19 protein-coding genes are annotated in these 18,693 nt (G+C 72.4%); 15 read left to right on the top strand and 4 right to left on the bottom strand.

The annotated features are described in order from the left end of the window. Positions 1–121: 121 nt before the first annotated feature. The 6 genes from ME121_RS10305 to ME121_RS10280 all read left to right on the top strand — a co-directional run bounded on the left by ME121_RS10305 (position 122) and on the right by ME121_RS10280 (position 5,130). Positions 122–871 carry an aspartate/glutamate racemase family protein gene (locus ME121_RS10305; protein WP_029358114.1) on the top strand — a complete coding sequence of 250 codons (750 nt, stop codon included), beginning with the start codon at positions 122–124 and terminating at the stop codon, positions 869–871. 84 nt (positions 872–955) lie between these two features. Beyond that, positions 956–2,335 carry an MFS transporter gene (locus ME121_RS10300; protein WP_244633151.1) on the top strand — a complete coding sequence of 460 codons (1,380 nt, stop codon included), beginning with the start codon at positions 956–958 and terminating at the stop codon, positions 2,333–2,335. Positions 2,336–2,360: 25 nt separating this feature from the next. After that, positions 2,361–2,912, top strand: coding sequence for a hydroxyisourate hydrolase (gene uraH / locus ME121_RS10295; RefSeq protein ID WP_029358113.1), 552 nt, complete (start codon positions 2,361–2,363; stop codon positions 2,910–2,912). A gap of 35 nt (positions 2,913–2,947) precedes the next feature. Continuing rightward, on the top strand, positions 2,948–3,301 hold the full coding sequence (uraH, locus tag ME121_RS10290) for a hydroxyisourate hydrolase (protein WP_012329585.1): 354 nt from the start codon (positions 2,948–2,950) through the stop codon (positions 3,299–3,301). A gap of 5 nt (positions 3,302–3,306) precedes the next feature. After that, positions 3,307–3,819, top strand: a complete 513-nt coding sequence (uraD, locus tag ME121_RS10285; RefSeq protein WP_012329586.1) for a 2-oxo-4-hydroxy-4-carboxy-5-ureidoimidazoline decarboxylase — start codon at positions 3,307–3,309, stop codon at positions 3,817–3,819. A 93-nt stretch (positions 3,820–3,912) separates the two neighbouring features. After that, on the top strand, positions 3,913–5,130 hold the full coding sequence (locus ME121_RS10280; RefSeq protein ID WP_059408790.1) for an FAD binding domain-containing protein: 1,218 nt from the start codon (positions 3,913–3,915) through the stop codon (positions 5,128–5,130). Here ME121_RS10280 and ME121_RS10275 read toward each other — a convergent pair. Both ME121_RS10275 and ME121_RS10270 read right to left on the bottom strand, forming a co-directional pair. Continuing rightward, the gene (locus ME121_RS10275; protein WP_043074731.1) at positions 5,127–5,561 is read right to left on the bottom strand and encodes a cupin domain-containing protein; all 435 of its coding nucleotides are present in this window, start codon (positions 5,559–5,561) and stop codon (positions 5,127–5,129) included. The two genes, ME121_RS10280 and ME121_RS10275, sit on opposite strands and share 4 nt — an antisense overlap. Before the next feature lie 138 nt (positions 5,562–5,699). Next, positions 5,700–6,356, bottom strand: coding sequence for a TetR/AcrR family transcriptional regulator (locus tag ME121_RS10270; protein ID WP_244633154.1), 657 nt, complete (start codon positions 6,354–6,356; stop codon positions 5,700–5,702). Positions 6,357–6,489: 133 nt separating this feature from the next. Here ME121_RS10270 and ME121_RS10265 point away from each other — a divergent pair, with 133 nt between their 5' ends. The 9 genes from ME121_RS10265 (at position 6,490) to ME121_RS10225 (ending at position 15,586) form a co-directional block, all read left to right on the top strand. Then, positions 6,490–7,362, top strand: coding sequence for an FAD binding domain-containing protein (locus tag ME121_RS10265; protein ID WP_059408789.1), 873 nt, complete (start codon positions 6,490–6,492; stop codon positions 7,360–7,362). Further along, the gene (locus tag ME121_RS10260; RefSeq protein WP_029358104.1) at positions 7,352–7,879 is read left to right on the top strand and encodes a (2Fe-2S)-binding protein; all 528 of its coding nucleotides are present in this window, start codon (positions 7,352–7,354) and stop codon (positions 7,877–7,879) included. Before ME121_RS10265 ends, ME121_RS10260 begins: the two co-directional genes overlap by 11 nt. Then, on the top strand, positions 7,876–10,260 hold the full coding sequence (locus ME121_RS10255) for a xanthine dehydrogenase family protein molybdopterin-binding subunit (protein ID WP_024827355.1): 2,385 nt from the start codon (positions 7,876–7,878) through the stop codon (positions 10,258–10,260). The genes ME121_RS10260 and ME121_RS10255 overlap by 4 nt, the downstream gene beginning before the upstream one ends. 72 nt (positions 10,261–10,332) lie before the next feature. After that, positions 10,333–11,568 carry an ABC transporter substrate-binding protein gene (locus ME121_RS10250; RefSeq protein ID WP_043074734.1) on the top strand — a complete coding sequence of 412 codons (1,236 nt, stop codon included), beginning with the start codon at positions 10,333–10,335 and terminating at the stop codon, positions 11,566–11,568. Positions 11,569–11,602: 34 nt separating this feature from the next. Next, positions 11,603–12,502, top strand: a complete 900-nt coding sequence (locus ME121_RS10245) for a branched-chain amino acid ABC transporter permease (protein ID WP_012329594.1) — start codon at positions 11,603–11,605, stop codon at positions 12,500–12,502. Next, positions 12,499–13,527: a branched-chain amino acid ABC transporter permease gene (locus tag ME121_RS10240; RefSeq protein ID WP_012329595.1), complete on the top strand. Its 1,029-nt coding sequence runs from the start codon at positions 12,499–12,501 to the stop codon at positions 13,525–13,527. The genes ME121_RS10245 and ME121_RS10240 overlap by 4 nt, the downstream gene beginning before the upstream one ends. After that, complete coding sequence (locus ME121_RS10235; RefSeq protein WP_059408788.1) at positions 13,521–14,315, top strand: ABC transporter ATP-binding protein; 795 nt, start codon at positions 13,521–13,523, stop codon at positions 14,313–14,315. The genes ME121_RS10240 and ME121_RS10235 overlap by 7 nt, the downstream gene beginning before the upstream one ends. Continuing rightward, entirely contained in the window at positions 14,312–15,064 is a 753-nt protein-coding gene (locus ME121_RS10230) for an ABC transporter ATP-binding protein (protein WP_012329597.1), read from the top strand. Before ME121_RS10235 ends, ME121_RS10230 begins: the two co-directional genes overlap by 4 nt. Positions 15,065–15,109: 45 nt before the next feature. Further along, positions 15,110–15,586 carry an SRPBCC family protein gene (locus tag ME121_RS10225; protein ID WP_024827351.1) on the top strand — a complete coding sequence of 159 codons (477 nt, stop codon included), beginning with the start codon at positions 15,110–15,112 and terminating at the stop codon, positions 15,584–15,586. A gap of 68 nt (positions 15,587–15,654) precedes the next feature. Here the strand turns inward: ME121_RS10225 and ME121_RS10220 are convergent, their stop codons facing one another. Together ME121_RS10220 and ME121_RS10215 are read right to left on the bottom strand one after the other, a co-directional pair. Then, positions 15,655–16,794, bottom strand: a complete 1,140-nt coding sequence (locus ME121_RS10220) for a hypothetical protein (RefSeq protein WP_245337867.1) — start codon at positions 16,792–16,794, stop codon at positions 15,655–15,657. Between the two features lie 512 nt (positions 16,795–17,306). Then, the gene (locus ME121_RS10215) at positions 17,307–18,620 is read right to left on the bottom strand and encodes an MFS transporter (protein WP_043074736.1); all 1,314 of its coding nucleotides are present in this window, start codon (positions 18,618–18,620) and stop codon (positions 17,307–17,309) included. Between the last annotated feature and the right edge of the window lie 73 nt (positions 18,621–18,693).

The raw sequence follows: 18,693 nt of genomic DNA, 5'->3' as shown, positions 1-18,693 counted from the left end.
ACCCGCCCGGCGGCGCGGACCGACCCGCGCCGCGCGGCCCTGCCCGATCTCACCACCTCAGGCCGGCTTCGTGCCGGCCGTCGCCCGGCCGTCCGGCCGGCTCCCGCCAAGCGAGGGCGCCATGCGGATCCTTCTGCTCAATCCGAACACCAGCACCTCTGTGACCGAGCTCCTGGCCGCGCAGGTCGGGACGATGTCGGGTGCGGCGGCGACCTTCATCCCGGCCACGGCGCGTTTCGGCGCCGCCTACATCGCCAGCCGGGCGGCCCTGGCCATCGCCGGCCACGCGGCCCTCGACGCCTTCGCGGAGCACGGCCAAGGCTGCGACGCGGTCTTCCTCGCCTGCTTCGGCGATCCCGGCCTGCTCGCCCTGCGCGAGGTCTCGCCGGTCCCGGTGGTGGGGATGCTCGAAGCGTCGTGTCGCGAGGCCCAGCGGACCGCCGCGCGCTACGCCATCGTGACCGGCGGGGCCCTGTGGAAGCCGATGCTCCACGAGATCGTCGCCGGCCTCGGCGTCGGTGACGGCCTCGTGGGCATCCGGACGATCGCGCGCACCGGCGGCGAGATCGCGAAGGACCCGGAAGCCGCGCTGTCCGATCTCGCGGCCGCCTGCCGGGCCTGCGCCGCCGAGGATCGCGCCGAGGCGGTGATCCTCGGCGGCGCCGCCCTGGTCGGCCTCGCCGCCCGCGTGCAGCCGCACGTGCTGGTCCCGGTCCTCTGCTCGGTCGCGTCGGGGGTGACGGCGGTCCTGGCCGCCGCGGCCGCGCCCTACCGGCGACCGCCCGTCATCGCCGCCGACACCGTCGGTCTCGGCACCGCCCTCGGGACGCTGCTCGCGCCGCGCCAAGCCGTCGGCCAAGCCGCCGGTTGAGGCAGGGCGGAGGCCGCCGGCGCGAGACTGGCAGCCGTCCTGCATCGCTCGGGATCCTTCGCCGTTCCAGACGGAACAAGCCACGTGGGGACAGCCATGACGATCCAGGCGCAACCCGCGACCGACGGGCCGGTCATCGCCGCAACCGCGCGTCTGGACGACACCTACCGGCGGATCACGTGGCGGCTGCTGCCGTTCCTGATGGTCCTCTGGATCCTGTCCTGGATCGACCGGGTCAATATCGGCTTCGCCAAGCTGCAGATGCTGGCCGAGCTCCGGTTCAGCGAGACCGTCTACGGCATCGGCGCCGGGATCTTCTTCATCGGCTACTTCCTCTGCGAGGTGCCGAGCAACCTGCTGCTGGAGCATATCGGCGCCCGCAAGACGATCGCGCGGATCACGCTGCTGTGGGGGATCTGCTGCGTGGCGATGATGTTCGTGACCACGCCGGCATTCTTCTACATCCTGCGCTTCCTGCTCGGGGTCTTCGAGGCCGGATTCTATCCCGGCGTCATCCTGTACCTGACCTACTGGTATCCCAGCGAGCGCCGGGCCAAGGTGTTCGGGCTGTTCATGTCGGCCTCCGCGCTGGCCGGCGTCATCGGGGGGCCGCTCGCGGGCGCGATCATGTCGGGGATGCACGGCGTCAACGGCTGGTCCGGCTGGCAGTGGGTGTTCCTGCTTGAGGGCATCCCCTCGATCCTGGCCGGCATCGTCACGCTGTTCTACCTGACCGACCGACCCGCCAAGGCCGGCTGGCTGACGCCGGAGCAGAAGGCGCTGGTCGAGGCCGACCTCGCGCGCGACGCCGCGGCCCTGGGCCACCGCGAGCACCGGATCCTCGCCTCGCTGAAGGACGCGCGCGTCTGGCAATGCATCGCGATCTTCTTCTGCATCGTCACGGCGAACTCGGCCCTGACCTTCTTCGGGCCGAGCGTGGTGCGCGATGCCGGCTTCACCGACCCGCTCGCGGTCGGCTGGATCATGTCGGCGGCCTATCTCTGCGGCGGCGCCGGGATGATCCTCAACGGCCGCCACTCGGATCGGACCGGCGAGGCGCGGCTGCATTGCGGGGTCCCGGCCCTCGTCGGGGCGTTGGCCATCGCGCTCACGGGGGTCTTCATCGCGAACGCCCCGATCCTCGCGCTGCTCATGCTCGGGGTGGCGGTCGTCGGCACGATGAGCGCGATCCCGGTCTTCTGGCAGATCCCCGGCCGCTTCCTCGCGGGGTCGGCGGCGGCGGCCGGCATCGCGCTCATCAATTCGGTGGCCAACCTCGCGGGCTTCGGAGCGCCGGCGGTGATGGGTTACCTGCGCGAGCAGACCGGCTCGGTCGCGACCGGACTGTGGCTGGTCGCGGCCGTCGAGGCCGCGGCGCTCGTCCTGATCCTGGCCTTCGTCCCGCCGGCGACGCCGGAGATGGGGCGGCGCGCCCGGGCTCGCGCGGCGCACGAGCCGGCATGAACCGATGCAAGAGAGGGAGGCCGTCTTGAGACACGTACTTGACCGACAGGCTCTGACGCGGCGCGGCCTCGTGGCGACGGGGCTCGGCGCCGCGGCCGCGATCTCCGCGGGTCCGGCGCTGGCCCAGGGCACGCCCGCACCGGCGGCTCCGGCCAGCCCTCCGGCCAACTCTTCCGCCAAGCCCGGCACGCTGAGCGCCGCACCCGTCTCGCAGGCCGGCCTCTCGCCGCGGCTGACCCTGCACGCCATCGACAATTTCCACGGCACGCCCGGTGCCGGCATGGTCTGCGACCTCGCGCTGCACGACGGCGACGGTTACCGGCTGATCAAGACGGTCACCACCGCGCCGAACGGTCGGACCGCCGAGCCGCTCCTGGTCGACGAGGCCTTCAAGCCGGGCCGCTACGAGCTGGTGATGCACGTCGAGGCGTATTTCGCGGGTCTCGGCGTGAAGCTCCCGACCCCGAACTTCCTCGGCCTCGTGCCGATCCGCTTCCGGATCCGCGACGCGAGCCAGCGCTACCACCTGCCGGTGCTGTTCACGCCCTGGGGCTACTCCTACTACCGCGGCAGCTGACCCGTCCGAACCCCGACGCGACAAGGAGACCCGGCATGGCGGGCATCACCACACACGTCCTCGACACCGATCGCGGCCGCCCCGTCGCGGGCGTCCGCATCGACTTCTCGGTCCTGGAGAACGGCCAGTGGCGCCTCGTGAAGAGCGTCGTCACCAACGCCGACGGCCGCACCGACGCGCCGATCCTCCCGGCCGACAAGGCCGAGACCGGCCAGTATCAGCTGGAATTCTTCGTCGACGCGTATTTCCAGACCCGCGCCGGCACGGCGGAGGCCGACATCTTCATCGACAACCCGGTCGTGCGGTTCGCCGTCTTCGACGCCAAGCAGCATTACCACGTGCCGATGCTGTGCGCCCCGTCGAGCTTCACCACCTACCGCGGAAGCTGAGCGGCATGATCGACCTCGACCGCCTCAACGCCCTCGATCGCGACGCCTTCGTCGAGCATCTCGGCGGCGTCTTCGAGCACGCGCCCTGGGTCGCTCGGGCCGCCCACGACGCGGCGCCCTTCGCCAGCCTCGCCGCACTCCACGGGGCGATGATGGCGGCCGTGCGCGCGGCGCCGCCGGAGGTGCGCCTGGCCTTCCTCAACGGCCATCCCGAACTCGCCGGCCCGGAGGCCCGGGCGCGGGCGATGACCGCCGAGTCCGCGCAGGAGCAGGGCAGCGCCGGCCTCGACCGGCTGACGGAGGCGGACGCGGCGGCCTTCGACCGGCTGAACGCCGCCTACCGGCACCGGTTCGGCTTCCCGTTCATCGTCGCCGTGCGCGGCCGCGACCTGCGCGAGATCCGCGTGCTGTTCGAGGAACGCCTCGCGCGCCCGGTCGCGGACGAGGAAGCGACGGCCCTGGAGGAGATCGGCGCGATCACCCGGATGCGGCTCGACCGGCTGGTGCGGCCGGCCTAGGGCGACGCCCCGCGGCGATTTCGGTCTTGGCCGGCCGGTCGGCAGCGTCCATGCTGGGCGCGGTCTTGACCGCAATCCCGGTTCGGGGGCTGCATGAAGCGACTGGACGTGGCCGTCATCGGCGGTTCGATTGCCGGACTGACCGCGGCGTGCCTGCTCGCGCGGAGCGGTCACGCCGTCGCGGTGTTCGAGCGGTCGGCGGGCGCGCTCACGGGCCGCGGCGCGGGGATCGTCACGCATCCGGGCCTCCGGGCGGTGCTGGCGCGCTGCGGTGCGCCGGCCGGCGCGCGCGATCTCGGCGTCACGGTCGAGGGCCGCCGGGTCCTCGACCGCGGCGGGACCGTGATCGCCGAACAGAGCCTGCCGCAGGTGCTCGCGAGCTGGGGGCGGCTCTACGGCCTGCTCCTGGACGCCGTGCCCGCCGACGGCGTCCGCTTCGGCGCGGCGCTCGCCGCGGTCGAACACGACGGCGAGCGCGTCGTCGCGCTGTTCGAGGACGGCCGCCGCATCACGGCGGATCTCCTCGTCGGCGCCGACGGGCAGTTCTCCACCGTGCGGGCCCGGTACCTGAGCGCCGTCGCGCCGCGTTACGCGGGCTACGTGGCGTGGCGCGCGGTCGTCGACGCGGCGGCCCTCTCGCCGGCGACCCGCGAGGCGATCGCCGGCCATTTCGCGTTCTGCCTGCCGCCGGGCGAGCAGATCCTCGGCTATCCCGTCCCCGGGCGCGCGGACGGGACCGCGCGCTCCTTCAACGCGGTCTGGTACAGGCCGACCGAGGAGGCCGCGCTCGCCGCGCTGCTGACCGATGCCGGCGGCGTCCGCCACGCCCTCTCCATCCCGCCGGGTCGGATCAAGGCCGCGGTGCTGGCGGCGATGCGCGCCGACGCCGAGCGGATCCTCGCGCCGCCGTTCGCCGAGGTCATGCTGCGCGCCGATCAGCCGTTCCTGCAGGCGATCCTGGACATCGAGGTGCCGACCATGATCCCGGCGCGCGGTATCGCCCTGATCGGCGACGCCGCCTTCGTGGCCCGGCCCCATGTCGGGATGGGCGTGACCAAGGCCATGGAGGACGCCGGCGCCCTGGCGGAGGCGCTGGACGCGGCCGGCGGCGCCGTGGACGCCGCGCTGACGGCCTTCGACGCGCGCCGGCGGTCCTACGGCGCGGCGGTCGTGGCGCGGGGACGGGATCTCGGCGCGTACCTGCAGGCGCAGCAGCGCGGCGCGGCCGAGCGGGCGGCGGCGGAGCGGTTCCGCAGCCCCGAGGCGGTCATGGCCGGGACGGCGGTCCCGCCGGAGGTCCGCCTCCGTTAAGCCGCGCGGCAGGTCGCCTCGGCGCGCACGGCGGCCGGGAGGGCGAGGGGCGGATTCGCGCTGTCCAGAAACTCGACGGTGGTGAAGATCAGCTCCGTGTCGCCGATATTGGCGAGGTCGTGGGTCATCGACTCGCCCGGCCCGAACGACAGGTGCTGGATGTCGCCCGCGCGGTAATCGACCTCCGCGACCCGCCCGTCGCCGTAGTGCGAGCGGGCGCGCCCTGCCGTCACAGCGGTCCAGAAATAGTCGAGCACGTGCGTGTGGAAGCCGATCCGCGCGCCGGGCGCCAGGACGATGGTCCAGACCCGGCAGCGCGCGTCCTCCGAGAGCAGCCGGGTGCCGACGCAGCCGTTGTCCCGCGCCGCCGCGAAGTCCTGAGCCAAGTCGGGCGGCAGCGCCGCCGAGGCCGGTTCCGTTCCCTTGGTCATGGCGCTCCTCCGGCCCGTGAGGCTAACGCAGTTCCCGCGAAAGTCATCGCCGCGGCGGCACCTCTCGGTGACACGTCTCGGTGACACGTCCGCGGCCGAGGTGGCGCGTCCCGCGATCTGGCCATCCCGGCACGGCCTCTAGATCGCGTCGGCCGGTCGCGCGGCCGTCACCACCCGGCGGTGGGTGGCGAGAAGCCCCGGTAGGGCCGCGTCGAGCATCGCGGCCCGGACCGCGTCGCGGTCCGCCGTGCCGTCGATGCCGTAGACCCGCGAGCGCAAGCCGACATAGACCAGGGCGCCGTGGATGCCGAACAGGAGCTCGAACTCGTCGTCGGCGAGCGGCTGCGCCTGCGGGTCCGGCAGGTTCGATTCCGCGCGCATCCCGGCGAGCAGCGGCGCGAAGATGCGCGCGCGGACCATGCCGAGGTAGCGGCTCGGCAGATCGAACCCCTTGAGGCCCGCCGAGACGAAGATCCGCAGCCACGCGTAGTCGTCGATCCGGCGCTGGTAGTCGATCTCGAAGCGCCGGAAGCGCTCGAGGACGGGGAGCGCGGGGTCGCGCACCGTCGCCTCCCAGGCGGGATCCCAGCGCTTGAGGTAGACCTCCGCGTAGATGCGCTCGATCAGCGCGGCCTTGGTCGGGAAGTAGCGGAACAGCAGCGGCTGCGTGATGCCCAGCCGGCGCGCGAGCTCCCGGGTGTGCCCGTCGAGGCCGACCTCGGCGAAGTAGGCGACCGCCCCCTCGACGATCTGGCGCTCGCGGGCCTCGGGCGCCAGCCGTCGGCCGGTCGGCACGCGACCGTCACTGCCCGCCGGCCTGCTTGACGCCATCTCGGTTTCGCCTTCTATTGAGCGAACGATAAATAGAGGCTTCCAGCCTGTCCCATCGGGGCGGTCATGGGCAAGCCCGTCGGGAGGAGACCAGGGCTTGAAGGCGCCCGACTTCGCCTACGCGCGTCCAGCCTCGCTCGAGGCGGCGCTCGCCCTGCTCGCCGAGCACGGGGACGATGCCGTTCCCCTCGCGGGCGGCCAGAGCCTCGTCACGGCCCTCAACATGCGCCTCTCGGCGCCCGGGCTGCTGGTCGACCTCAACGCGATCCCCGAACTCACCGGCGTCTCGGAGGCCGACGGCGTTGTGCGGATCGGTGCCATGACGCGCCACCGCGACGTCGGGACCGCGGCGATCGTGCGCGATCGCCTGCCGCTGCTCGCCGCCGCCCTGCCGCACATCGCCCATCCGGCGATCCGCAATCGCGGCACGATCGGCGGCTCAGTGGCGCTGGCCGACCCGGCCACCGAGTGGCCCGCCTGCTGCCTCGCCGCCGGCGCCACGATCGTGGTGCGCGGCCCCGCGGCCGAGCGGCGCGTCCCGGCCGACGCGTTCTTCCGCGGCCTCTACACGACGGCCCTGGAGCCCGGCGAGATCGTCACGGCGATCGAGTTTCCCGTGCCGGGAGCCGACGCGGTCTGCGGGTTCGAGGAGTTGTCGCGCCGCCACGGCGACTACGCCCTCGTCGGCCTCGCGGCGACCGGGCGCCGGGCCGCGGGCGGCCTGTCGGACCTGCGCCTCGCCTTCTTCGGCGTGGCCGATCGGCCGGTCCTGGCGCGGACCGCCGCGGCGGCCCTGGAGGCCGGCGACCTCGCGGGTGCCCAGGCGGCGCTCGCCGGTGAGCTCGACCCGCCGGACGACCCGACGACCAAGGCCGCGACGCGGCTTCACCTCGCCCGCGTGATCCTCGGCCGCGTTGCGGCAGGGATGCGCGGCGGCGGAGCGCAGGAGGGAGACCCCGATGGCGTCTGAGAGCCCGGACCGCGCCCGCGCGGTCGCCTTCACGCTGAACGGCGAGGCCGTGCGGGCCCATGTCCCGGCCCGGATGCATCTCGGCGATCTGCTGCGCCAGTCCTTCGGCCTCACCGGCGTGCATCTCGGCTGCGAGCACGGCGTCTGCGGCGCCTGCACGATCCTGGTGGACGGCCGGGCGGTGCGGTCCTGCCTGATGCTCGGCGTCCAGGCCGACGGCGCCACCGTCGAGACCGTGGAGGGCCTGACCGAGAGCGGGCGCATCCGCGACCTGCAGGACGCCTTCCACGCCCGCAACGCCCTGCAATGCGGCTACTGTACCCCCGGCATGCTGGTGACGGCCGCCGAGCTCCTGGACGACGCGGACGCGGCGGCGTCGCGCGCGGCGATCCGCGCGGCGATCGCGGGCAATTACTGCCGCTGCACCGGCTACCACGCCATCGTCGACGCGATCGCGGCGACCGCCGAGGCGCGCCGGCAGGGTCGCCAGAATGCAGGCCGGGAGGCCGCCGAATGAGCGCGGATCCGGGCGGCCTCACCTTCCTCGATCGGCCGAACAGCTATATCGGCCGCTCGGTCCCGCGGCCGAACGCCCGGCGCCTCCTCGAGGGCCGGGGCGTCTACGTGGACGACGTGGCCGTCGCCCGCCTCGGCCACGTGGCCTTCCTGCGCAGCCCCCACGCCCACGCCCGCATCGTCGCGCTGGAGACCGCGGACGCCGCGGCGATGCCCGGCGTGATCGCGGTGGTGACCGGCGCCGAGCTGGCGGAGGTGTGCGCGCCCTGGGTCGGCGTGCTCGGCCACTTCAAGGGTCTGCGCTCGGCGCCCCAGCACGCGCTGGCGATCGACCGGGTGACCTGGGTCGGCGAGCCGTTCTGCGCCGTGGTCGCGCGCGGCCGGGCCGAGGCCGAGGACGCGCTGGCCGCCATCATGGTCGAGTTCGACCCGCTCCCCGCCGTCGTCGACATGGAGGCGGCGCTCGATCCCGCGACGCCGGCGATCCACGCCGAACTCGGCGACAACCTCGCCTTCGAGCGCGTCCTCGACGTCGGCGACGTCGACGCGGCCTTCCGCGACGCCGCCGTCGTGGTCGAGGAGACCTTCCAGTTCGGCCGGCACACGGGCGTATGCCTGGAGCCGCGGGCGATCCTCGCGGACTGGGCGGCGGCGGACGGGATGCTCACCGTCCACCATTCCTTCCAGGCGCCGCACATGATGCAGGACATCCTGTGCAAGCACCTCGCTCTGCCCGAAGGGGCGGTGCGGGTGATCTGCAAGGATGTCGGCGGCTCCTTCGGGATCAAGGTCCACATCTACCCCGACGAGATGGCGACCTGCGCGCTGGCGCTGATGCTGAAGCGCCCGGTCAAGTTCGTCGCCGACCGGCTGGAGAGTTTCCAGAGCGACATCCACGCCCGCGACCACCGGGTCACCGCCCGGATGGCCTTCTCGGCCGAGGGCGACATCCTCGCCCTCGACATGGACGACCTCACGGGCATCGGGCCCTACTCGGTCTACCCGCGCACCAGCGCGGTCGAGGCCAACCAGGTCGTCAACCTGACCGGCGGTCCCTACCGGCACCGGCATTACCGGGCCCGGGCCCGGGTCGTGCTGCAGAACAAGGCGCCGACCTGCCAGTACCGGGCGGTGGGCCACCCGATCGCCACGATGGTCGCCGAGGGGCTCGTCGACCTGGGCGCCGCCCGGCTCGGGCTCGATCCCCTGGCCGTGCGCGAGCGGAACGTCATCCCCGACGACGCCTATCCCTGCGCGGGCGTCTCGGGGATCAAGCTGGAGAAGCTGTCCCACCAGGCGGCGCTCGCCAAGCTCAAGGCGATGATGGACTACGATGCCCTGCGGGCCGAGCAGGCGCGCCTGCGCGCGCGGGGGATCCACCGCGGCATCGGGCTCGCGGCCTTCATCGAGATCACCAACCCGTCGGCGGCCTTCTACGGGGTCGGCGGCGCGCGCATCTCCTCCCAGGACGGCTGCACGATCCGGCTCGATCCCCAGGGCGGTGTCGTCGCGGCGGTCAGCGTCACCGAGCAGGGCCAGGGCACCGAGGGCATCATCGCGCAGATCGTGGCGACCGCCACCGGCGTGCCGATGGACAAGGTCCGGGTGATCTCGGGCGACACGCAGGCGACCCCCTACGGCGGCGGGACCTGGGCCTCGCGCGGGGCCGGCATCGGCGGCGAGGCGGCGTGGCAGGCCGGCAAGGCGCTGCGCGGCAACGTCCTGGCGGTGGCGGGCGCGATCCTGCAGGCCGATCCCGGGAGCCTCGACGTGCGCGACGGCGCCGTGGTGGACGCGGCCACCGGGACCGAGCGCATGCCGCTCGCGGAGCTCGGCCGCATCGTCTACTTCCGCCCCGACACGCTGCCGCCGGGCGTGCAGCCGGAGTTCGTGGCGACCCGCCACTACGTGCCGAAGGATTACCCCTTCGCCTTCACCAACGGCGTGCAGGCCTCCTACGTCGAGGTCGACACCGAGACGGGCTTCGTGCGGCTGCTGAAGCACTGGTGCGTCGAGGATTGCGGCACCGTGCTGAATCCGCTCCTCGTCGACGAGCAGATCCGCGGCGGCATCGTCCAGGGGATCGGCGGCGCCCTGTTCGAGCACTGCCTCTACGACAGCGAGGGCCAGCTCCTGAACGGGTCGATGGCCGACTACCTCGTGCCGATGGCCGGCGAGATGCCCGACATCGCGGTCGCTCACGTGGTCTCGGCCACCGCGTCGTCCGAGATCGGCGCCAAGGGCGCGGGCGAGGCCGGCACCGCCGGCGCGCCGGCCGCGGTCGTCAACGCCATCAACGACGCGCTCGCGCCGCTGAACGCCCGGGTCGCGCGCCAGCCGGTGACGCCCGAGGTCGTGCTGGAGGCGCTGGGACTGATCTGAACGGATATCGGGAACCGGTCCGCACGAACGAGACCGGTCCCGACGGGGAAACGCCGACGGAGGGACGAAGGGATGGGAACGGGCTTCGACAGGCGCCGGATGCTCCAGGGCGGCGCCGCCGCATCCGCGCTGGCGCTCGCCGCCCCGGCGCTCCTGCGCGCCGCGGCCGCGCAGGACGGTCCGATCCGCATCGGCTTCCCGGTACCGCTCACCGGCGCCTTCGGGGCCGAGGCGAACGATCAGGTCCGCGCCGCCCAGCTCGCCGTCAAGGAGTTCAACGAGTCCGGCGGCTTCCAGGGCCGCAACGCCGAGCTCCTGGTGCGCGACGACAAGCTCAATCCCGGCGAGGCCGCGACCCGGACCCTCGAGCTGATCGAGAAGGACAAAGTCAATGTCCTGGTCGGCGGCCTGTCGGCGGCGGTGACGCTCTCGATCAACAACGTCGCCCGCGAGCGGGGCGTGATCTACAACTCGATCAGCCAGTCCGACGCGATCAACGAGGCCAAGGATTTCGGCCGCACGACCTTCCACGAGGCCCTGAACCCGCACATGACCGCGGGTGCGGTCGGCCGCTACGTCTTCCCGAAATCGGGCAAGCGGGTCGCCTTCCTCAGCGCCGACTACGCCTACGGCCACGAGATGATGCGCGGGTTCAAGCGCGCCGGCGAGGCCTTCGGCATCGAGGTCGTCGCCGACATCCGCCACCCGATCGGCGCCTCCGACTACTCGGCCTTCCTGCCCCGCATCGCGGCGCTCAAGCCCGACGTGCTCTGCCTGTGCAATTTCGGCCGGGACCAGGTGGTCTCGATCCAGCAGGCCACCGAGTTCGGCCTGAAGCGCAGGACCAAGCTCGTCGCGCCGGTGCTCCTGTTCACCGCGCGCAAGGCCGGCGGCGACGCCTTCGACGGCGTGATCGGCGGCACCTCCTACTACTGGCGCCTGGAGGACAGCGTGCCCTCCGCCAAGGCGTTCAACGACCGGTTCCGGGCCGCCTACAACGGCGCCGTGCCCTCCGATTACGGGGCGCTGGGCTATGCCGGCGTCCGCTCGGTCCTGGAGGGGGTGAAGGCCGCCGGGTCGGTCGAGACCGACAAGGTCGTGGCCGCCATGGAGGCCCTGAAAGCCGATTTCTACAAGGGGCCCCAGAGCTTCCGGAAATGCGACCACCAGTCGGTGCAGTCGGTCCTGATCGTCGAGGCGAAGTCGAAGGACATGAAGACCCCGGACGACGTCTTCACGATCCTCGGCACGGAGGGGCCGGACGAGCGCTTCCTGCGCGGCTGCGACGAACTCGGCCACAAGGCGTGAGGCGCTCCGTGCGAACCCGCGGGAGGGCGCGGCCTTGAGCGACATCGCGATCGGCGGCTTCCCCCTCGATCTCCTCGCGCTCCAGCTCGTGACCGGCATCGCGCTCGGGGCGATCTACGTGCTCGTCGGCATCGGCCTGTCGCTGATCTTCGGGCTGATGAACGTGGTCAACTTCGCCCACGGCGCCTTCTTCATGGTCGGCGCCTATGTCGGGGTCTTCCTCTACGGCTACACCGGCAGCTTCTGGCTCAGCCTCGTCGCGGCGCCGCTGGCGATGGGGCTCCTCGGGCTCGCCGTGGAGCGCGTGCTCGTGCGCCCCCTCTACGGGCGCGGCATCGACGACCCGCTGCTCCTCACCTTCGGCCTGTCCTACGTCATGGTCGAGAGCGTGCGCATCGCCTTCGGGCTGACCGGGCTGCCCTTCGCGGCGCCGCCCGAGCTGCGCGGCGCCGTCGATCTCGGCATCGGCTACTTCCCGCTCTACCGCCTGTTCCTGATCGGCTTCGCGCTGGCGGTGGTGGGCGCCCTGTGGCTGTTCATCGAGCGCACGCCCTTCGGCCTCGTGATCCGCGCGGGCGCCCGCGACCCGCAGATCGTGCAGGTGCTCGGCATCGAGATCGCCAAGGTCTGGCTCGCGGTCTTCGCCCTGGGCTGCGCGCTCGCCGGGCTCGCCGGCATCCTCGCCGCGCCCCTCCAGGGCGTCACGCCCGAGATGGGGATCCCGGTTCTGGCCGAAGCCTTCGTGGTCACGGTGGTCGGCGGCATGGGCTCGCTGGCCGGCGCCGTGCTCGCCGGGCTGATCGTCGGCGTCGTGGTGGCGATGACGTCGCTCGTCGCCCCCGACATGACCAAGATGGCGATCTTCGCCCTCATGGCCCTGGTGCTGCTCGTGCGCCCCCGCGGCCTCCTCGGGCGGGCCGGAGCCCTCGGATGAGCGCCCGCGCCCCTGCCCCCGCCGTCACGAAGGCCGGAGCCCGGCCGACGGCCCGGCCGGGCTCCGGCCGGACCGGCCGACGGCTCGCGTGGTGCGGCCGGCACCGCGTCGCCCTGACGCTCGCCTTCCTCGTCGTGTTCCCCTGGATCGCGCCCTATCAGGCGCTCGCCGTGAACATCCTGGTGCTCGGCCTCTACGCCCTCGGGTTCAACCTGCTGTTCGGCTATACCGGGCTCCTGTCCTTCGGCCACGCCGCCTTCCTGGGCGGCGGCGCCTACGGCTGCGGCATCGCCATCGTCCGGTACGGGCTGCACCCGGTCCTGGGCCTCGCCGCCGGCACGCTGCTCGCCACCGGGATCGCCGCCGCCATGGGCGTGCTCGCGATCCGCACCCGCGGCATCTACTTCGCGATGACGACGCTGGCGCTGTCGATGTGCGTCTACTACGCCTTCTACCAGGCGGAAGCCTTCACCGGCGGCGAGAACGGCCTGCGCGGTATCAACGTGCCGGCGCTGGCCCTCCCGGGCTTCAGCCTCAATCTCCTCGACCCGGTGGTGAAGTACTACGCCGCGCTGGCGGTGGTCGGGGTCGCGGTCTGGCTGTTCTCGCGCCTCCTGTCCTCGCCGTTCGGGGCCGCCCTCGAGGCGATCCGCGAGAACGAGGGCCGGGCGCAGGCCTGCGGCTACGACGTGCGCCGCATGAAGCTCGTGGCCTTCGTGATCTCCGGGGCCCTGTGCGGTCTCGCGGGCGGTCTTCAGGCGATCCACCTCTCGATCGTACCGATCGAGACGATGCACTATTCGACCTCCGGGCAGGCGGTGATGATGGCGCTGCTCGGCGGCATGGGGACCTTCTTCGGTCCGTTCGTGGGGGCCGCGACCTACGCGCTCCTGCAGGACGGGCTCGCCACGGTCACGAGCCACTGGCAGCTCTTCGTCGGCGCCATCTTCATCGCCTTCGTGCTGTTCCTGCCGCTCGGTATCTGGGGCGAGGTGCTGGCGCGCCTGAGGAGGGCCGGATGGTGAGCGCTGCCCCGGCCGTCGCGGCGCCCAGTGCGGCGCCGCCGATCCTCGCCGCGGAGAGGCTCGGCAAACGGTTCGGGCATTTCCGTGCCCTGTCCGACGTGACCGTCGCGTTCCCGGAGGGTGGCATCACGGCGATCATCGGGCCGAACGGTGCGGGCAAGTCGACCTTCTTCAACCTGATCTCCGGCGCCGTCCCGCCGAGCGAGGGCCGCGTGCTGTTCCGCGGGCGCGACATCACCGGCGCGGCCCCGCACGCCTTCGCCCGGATGGGCATCGCCAAGTCGTTCCAGATCACCAACGTCTTCCCGCACCTCACGGTGCGCGAGAACGTGCGGGTGGCCGCCCAGGCGCGGCGCGTCCGCTTCGCGTTCTTCCGCGACCGCGCGGCCTACCCCGAGCTGACGGAGCGGGCCGAGGCGCTGCTGGGCGAGGTCGGGCTCGGCGTCCGGATGGACCGCCTCGCCCGGGAACTCGCCCACGGCGAGCAGCGGGCCCTGGAGATCGCGGTGGCGCTCGCCGCCGAGCCGCGCCTCCTCCTGCTCGACGAGCCGACCGCCGGGATGAGCCCCGAGGAGACGCGGGAGATGATGGACCTCGTGCAGCGCCTCGCCGAGACCCGGACCCTGATCCTCGTCGAGCACAAGATGAAGCTCGTCATGGGCCTGTGCCGCCGCCTGGTCGTCCTGCATCAGGGCCAACTCCTGGCCGAGGGCAGCCCCGACGACATCCGCGCGCATCCCGAGGTGCGCCGCGTCTACCTGGGCAACACGGCGAGCAAGACCGCATGAGCGCCGCCCCGCAGCGCGACGCCGCCCAGCCGCTCCTGGCGGTCGAGAACCTGCGGGCGTGGTACGGCCATTCCCACATTCTCCAGGGCCTCTCGCTGGAGGTGCGTCCCGGCGAGATCGTCACGCTGGTCGGCCGCAACGGCGCCGGTAAGACCACCACGCTGAAGGCGATCATGGGTCTCGTGGCGAAGCGCGCGGGCCGCGTCACCTTCGCGGGGGCCGAGATCCTCGACCGGCCGCCCCACGAGCGCTTCCACCGGGGCCTCGCCTACGTGCCGGAGGAGCGGCGCATCGTGCCGGGGCTGACCGTGGAGGAGAACCTGCGCCTCGGCATCCTGGCCGCCAGAGGCGCGCGCGCGACGCGCCGCGACGAGGCGCGGCGGATCGAGGTCATCGCCGAGACCTTCCCGCGGCTCAAGCAGCGCCTGAAGCAGGAGGCGGTCACGATGTCGGGCGGCGAGCAGCAGATGCTCGCCATCGCCCGGGCGCTCATGGCCGAGCCCGTGATGGTGCTCCTCGACGAGCCCTCCGAGGGGATCATGCCGATCCTCGTCGAGGAGATGTTCGCGCAGTTCGTCGCGATGAAGCGGGCCGGCACCACGATCCTGCTCGTGGAGCAGAACGTCGAGCTCGCCCTCGACGTCTCCGACCGCGTCTACATCGTCGACGGCGGCGCCGTCGTCTACCACGCCCCCGCGGCCGCTCTGCGGGACGATCCCGAGATCCAGGCGCGCTACTGCGCGGTCTGAGCGCCCGCGCCGGCCGAGCGGGCACTGCATCAGGAGGAGACCAGGATGGACATCGCTGGCGCGTATCGGATCCCGGTCGCGCGGGAGGCCGTCTGGGCGGCGCTGAACGATCCGGACGTGCTCGCCCGCTGCATCCCGGGCTGCAAGGAGCTGGTGCAGGTCTCCCCGGAGGAGATGACCGCCAGGGTCGCCCTGAAGATCGGGCCGGTCTCGGCGACCTTCACGGGCACGGTCCGCCTGGAGGACTTGCGTCCCCCCGAGGGCTACAGCCTCGTCGGCCAGGGCAACGGCGGCATGGCGGGCTTCGCCAAGGGCCGCGCCGCGGTCAGCCTCGCGGCCGAGGGCGGCGAGACGCTCCTGAGCTACACCGCCAAGGCCGAGGTCGGCGGCAAGATCGCGACGCTGGGCGGCCGGCTCATGCAGGCGACCGCGCGCAAGCTCGCCGACGAGTTCTTCGGCAAGTTCGCCGCCGAACTCGGGGCGGCCGGCGACCCGGCCGCATCGAGGGCGGCCGAGGCCTAGGCCGGCCGCCGCGCCTCAACCGCGGCGGCTGGGGCGGTCGCGCGCGGGGCCGGCTCGCCGAAGTCCGGTCATCGCTGCGTTCCGATCTGCAGCACATTGAACCCGCGCTGCCTGTACGTCTCGATGAACGCTGCGAACGGGGGCTTCGCGCCCTGTGCCTGAGCGACGCGAAGGACGGCGGCACAGCCGCGCCGCGGGCTCTCGACCGTGCGGCCGTCGAGCGAGGCCGCGGGCGCCATGCCGGCTTGCCACCGCGCCTTCAGCGCCGTGACGGCCCTGCCGGCCGTCCGGCAATCGGGATAGGCAAGGGACACGAGGAGCGCCGGGCCCGCCTTGCCCTGGTAGTCGGCCACGAGACCGCCGGCATAGGCCGGGACGCCGTCCGGATCTTGTTCGCGCCGGTCGTCGATCGCCTTCGCCTTGGCGGCCATCTCGGTCGGGGCCGACAGGACGGCGGCAGGATCGCCGGGGGGCGTGCCCATCAGCGGCGTGACGACGGCCGCTTGGACGATCGCGCCCGGGTCGCGGTCATCCGCGGTGGCCATGCCCGCCAGCGCCGTGGCGACCGCCCCGTGATCCGCCGCGCTCCGTCCGACCCCGGTGAGGTTCTCCAGATCCGCGGCCGCGGACGCCTGGGCGACGACCCGATCGATCGCCAGCACCGCGCTGGTCTCGCCCATGGGTCCGGACCAGGGATTGGTCGGCTGCCGATTCCTCAGACTCACGGCGCGCGGCTCACCGTTGGCGAGAATGCGCGGTGCGGTCGTGACCGGTCGGAAGGTCCTGTCCTGTAGCTTGCCGATCAGGTTGTCTGCCGCCGCCTTCGTCGCCAGTCCCCAGTAGCTCACGCGCGCCGGAGGCTGGCCGAAGGCTGCGAAATAGGAAATGTCGTCGAACGGGATGCCGGCGGTCTCGGTCCATGTCCGCGCGCCGCCATAGCTGAGCACGTTCAGCGGGCGAATGCTCTCGTGGAAGGCCATGCGCCGCAGGGCGGCATCGCTCAACGCGCCGCCGGCCGCCTCGGACAGCGCTCGGACGTCCAGGAAGACGATCGGCATCGGATCGGACGTCGCGAGGGCGGAATCCGGTACCGTGCGGAGAGCCGCCTCCAGATTGCCGGCCGCCCGCGCCGCCGGCACGATCATCAGGGCCGAGACCGAGACGGCGACGAGGCGCGATGAAACTGTGTGCCGGAGCGTTCGGGTCAAGATGAATCCCATGCCTTCGGGTCCCTCGGATGCGCCGCGCGTTCATCGGCCAAGTCGACGATCGCGACGGGCAAGAAGAGGTGTCTGCCGTGTTCGCCTGATCGTCCCTGTACAGGGTCTCTGCCGTGTCGATCTCTCGAGTCTAGCAGGGCGGCTCTCGGCCTCCACTAGGGAGGGTGACCTATTGACCGTGCCGCCCGGATCGCGCCCATCGGATGCCCGGCTCCCTCGCGGCGAGCGACGATCGACGAAGGCGGTTCGGGGAGAGCCGTGACGGGCGTGCCCGCCGGATGGGCTCCGGGCACGCAGCCGCAACGTCGGGCTCGTCGACCGGGCGCGGCTGCACGAGGCCGGAGATCTGTCGGAGGACCGCGGTCGGATCGTCTCGGTCAGATGCGATCCGCCACCTCCGGGTGCCGGGGATCGACCGTCGTCGGGCGCGGGCGGACACGCACGACCGGACCGTGACGTGGGCCGCAGCGCCTCGTCCCGAGTCCGTGCCGGACATCATCTCACGCGAGCGATTCTCCGGTCCGATCGCGCATCGTCAGGATCGCGGCGAGCGAGATGGCCGACAGCACGGCCACGTAGAGACCCGGCCCCGTAGGCCATGCCAGGTGGTGGACGATCCAGGTCGCGGCCATCGGGGCGGTGCCCCCGACCAGCGCCATCGAGGCGTTGAAGCTGATCGCCAGCGCCGTGCAGCGCGAGCGGTGCTGGAACATCTCGACGAACGCGGTCGGCACCACGGCGGCGTTGCCGGCGATCAGGATCGCGAACGCGACCTGGCTCAGGACGATCAGGAGCGTGTCGCCGGTGGTCAGCAGCATGAACAGCGGCCACGACAGGATCGTCAGGCCCGCCCCGGTCAGGACCAGAACGCGCTTGCGTCCGAAGCGGTCGGACAGGGCTCCGGCGATCGGGATGCACGCGGCTTGAACCACCATGGCAAGGGTGTTGATGAGAAACGCCGTGTGTTGCGGGAGACCCGACACGGTATGCAGGAAGGTCACGAGGTAGACGAACACCACGTAGAAGCCGCAGGCCAGGCCGAGATTCATCGCGAAGGCGCGCAGCATGGCGGCGCCGTCGATCTCGACGGCCATGCGCAGCGGTGAGCGCCGGTCCGCCGGCGCCTGATCTTCGCGCAACACGGTCTCGGCGTGCGCGTCGTCGATGTGCCGGCGCAGGGCGAAGATGAAGACGCCGAGCACGATCCCGAACAGGAACGGCAGGCGCCAGCCCCACAGATGCACGTCCTCGGGGGTGAGCAGCCCGGTGACGAGCGTCCCGGAAATGGAGCCGAGCAGGATCCCGCCGGCGGCCCCGATGCAGGCGAGGCTGCCGGTCAGCCCGCGGCGCGCGGGGGCCGCGGTCTCGGACAGGAAGATGGCCGAGGAGGTGTACTCGCCGCCCACCGAGAGGCCCTGGCCGAGGCGCAGCAGCACGAGCAGGACCGGCGCGAGGAGCCCGGCGGACGCGTAGGTCGGCAGGCAGCCCATCAGGAAGGTCGAGACCGCCATGAGGCCCGCCGACAGCAGGAGTGCCCTCTTCCGCCCGTAGCGGTCGCCGATGTGACCGAACACGATGCCGCCGATCGGACGCATGAAGAAGGCCGCGGCGAAGACCGCGAAGGCCGAGAGCAGCGACGTCGTGGGACTAGCGGACGGGAAGAAGTTCCGGCCGATGACGGCGCTGAAGTACCCGTAGGTGGCGAAATCGTACCATTCGAGCGCGTTGCCGATGGCGCCGGCGACCACGGAGCGACGCCGCGCCGTGCTGGGGGTCTTCGGGCCGTCGCCGATCGCCCCGGAACTGATCGGCACAGGCGGCTCACCGTACGGAGGGGTGAAATGCATGATCCGCCCGCCCTTCCGCCGAAATCAGTCTTGAAGCTAG

The organism is Methylobacterium sp. ME121 (genome assembly GCF_000974725.1).
Lineage (GTDB): Bacteria > Pseudomonadota > Alphaproteobacteria > Rhizobiales > Beijerinckiaceae > Methylobacterium > Methylobacterium radiotolerans.
This window is presented reverse-complemented; position numbering and strand designations above follow the sequence as displayed.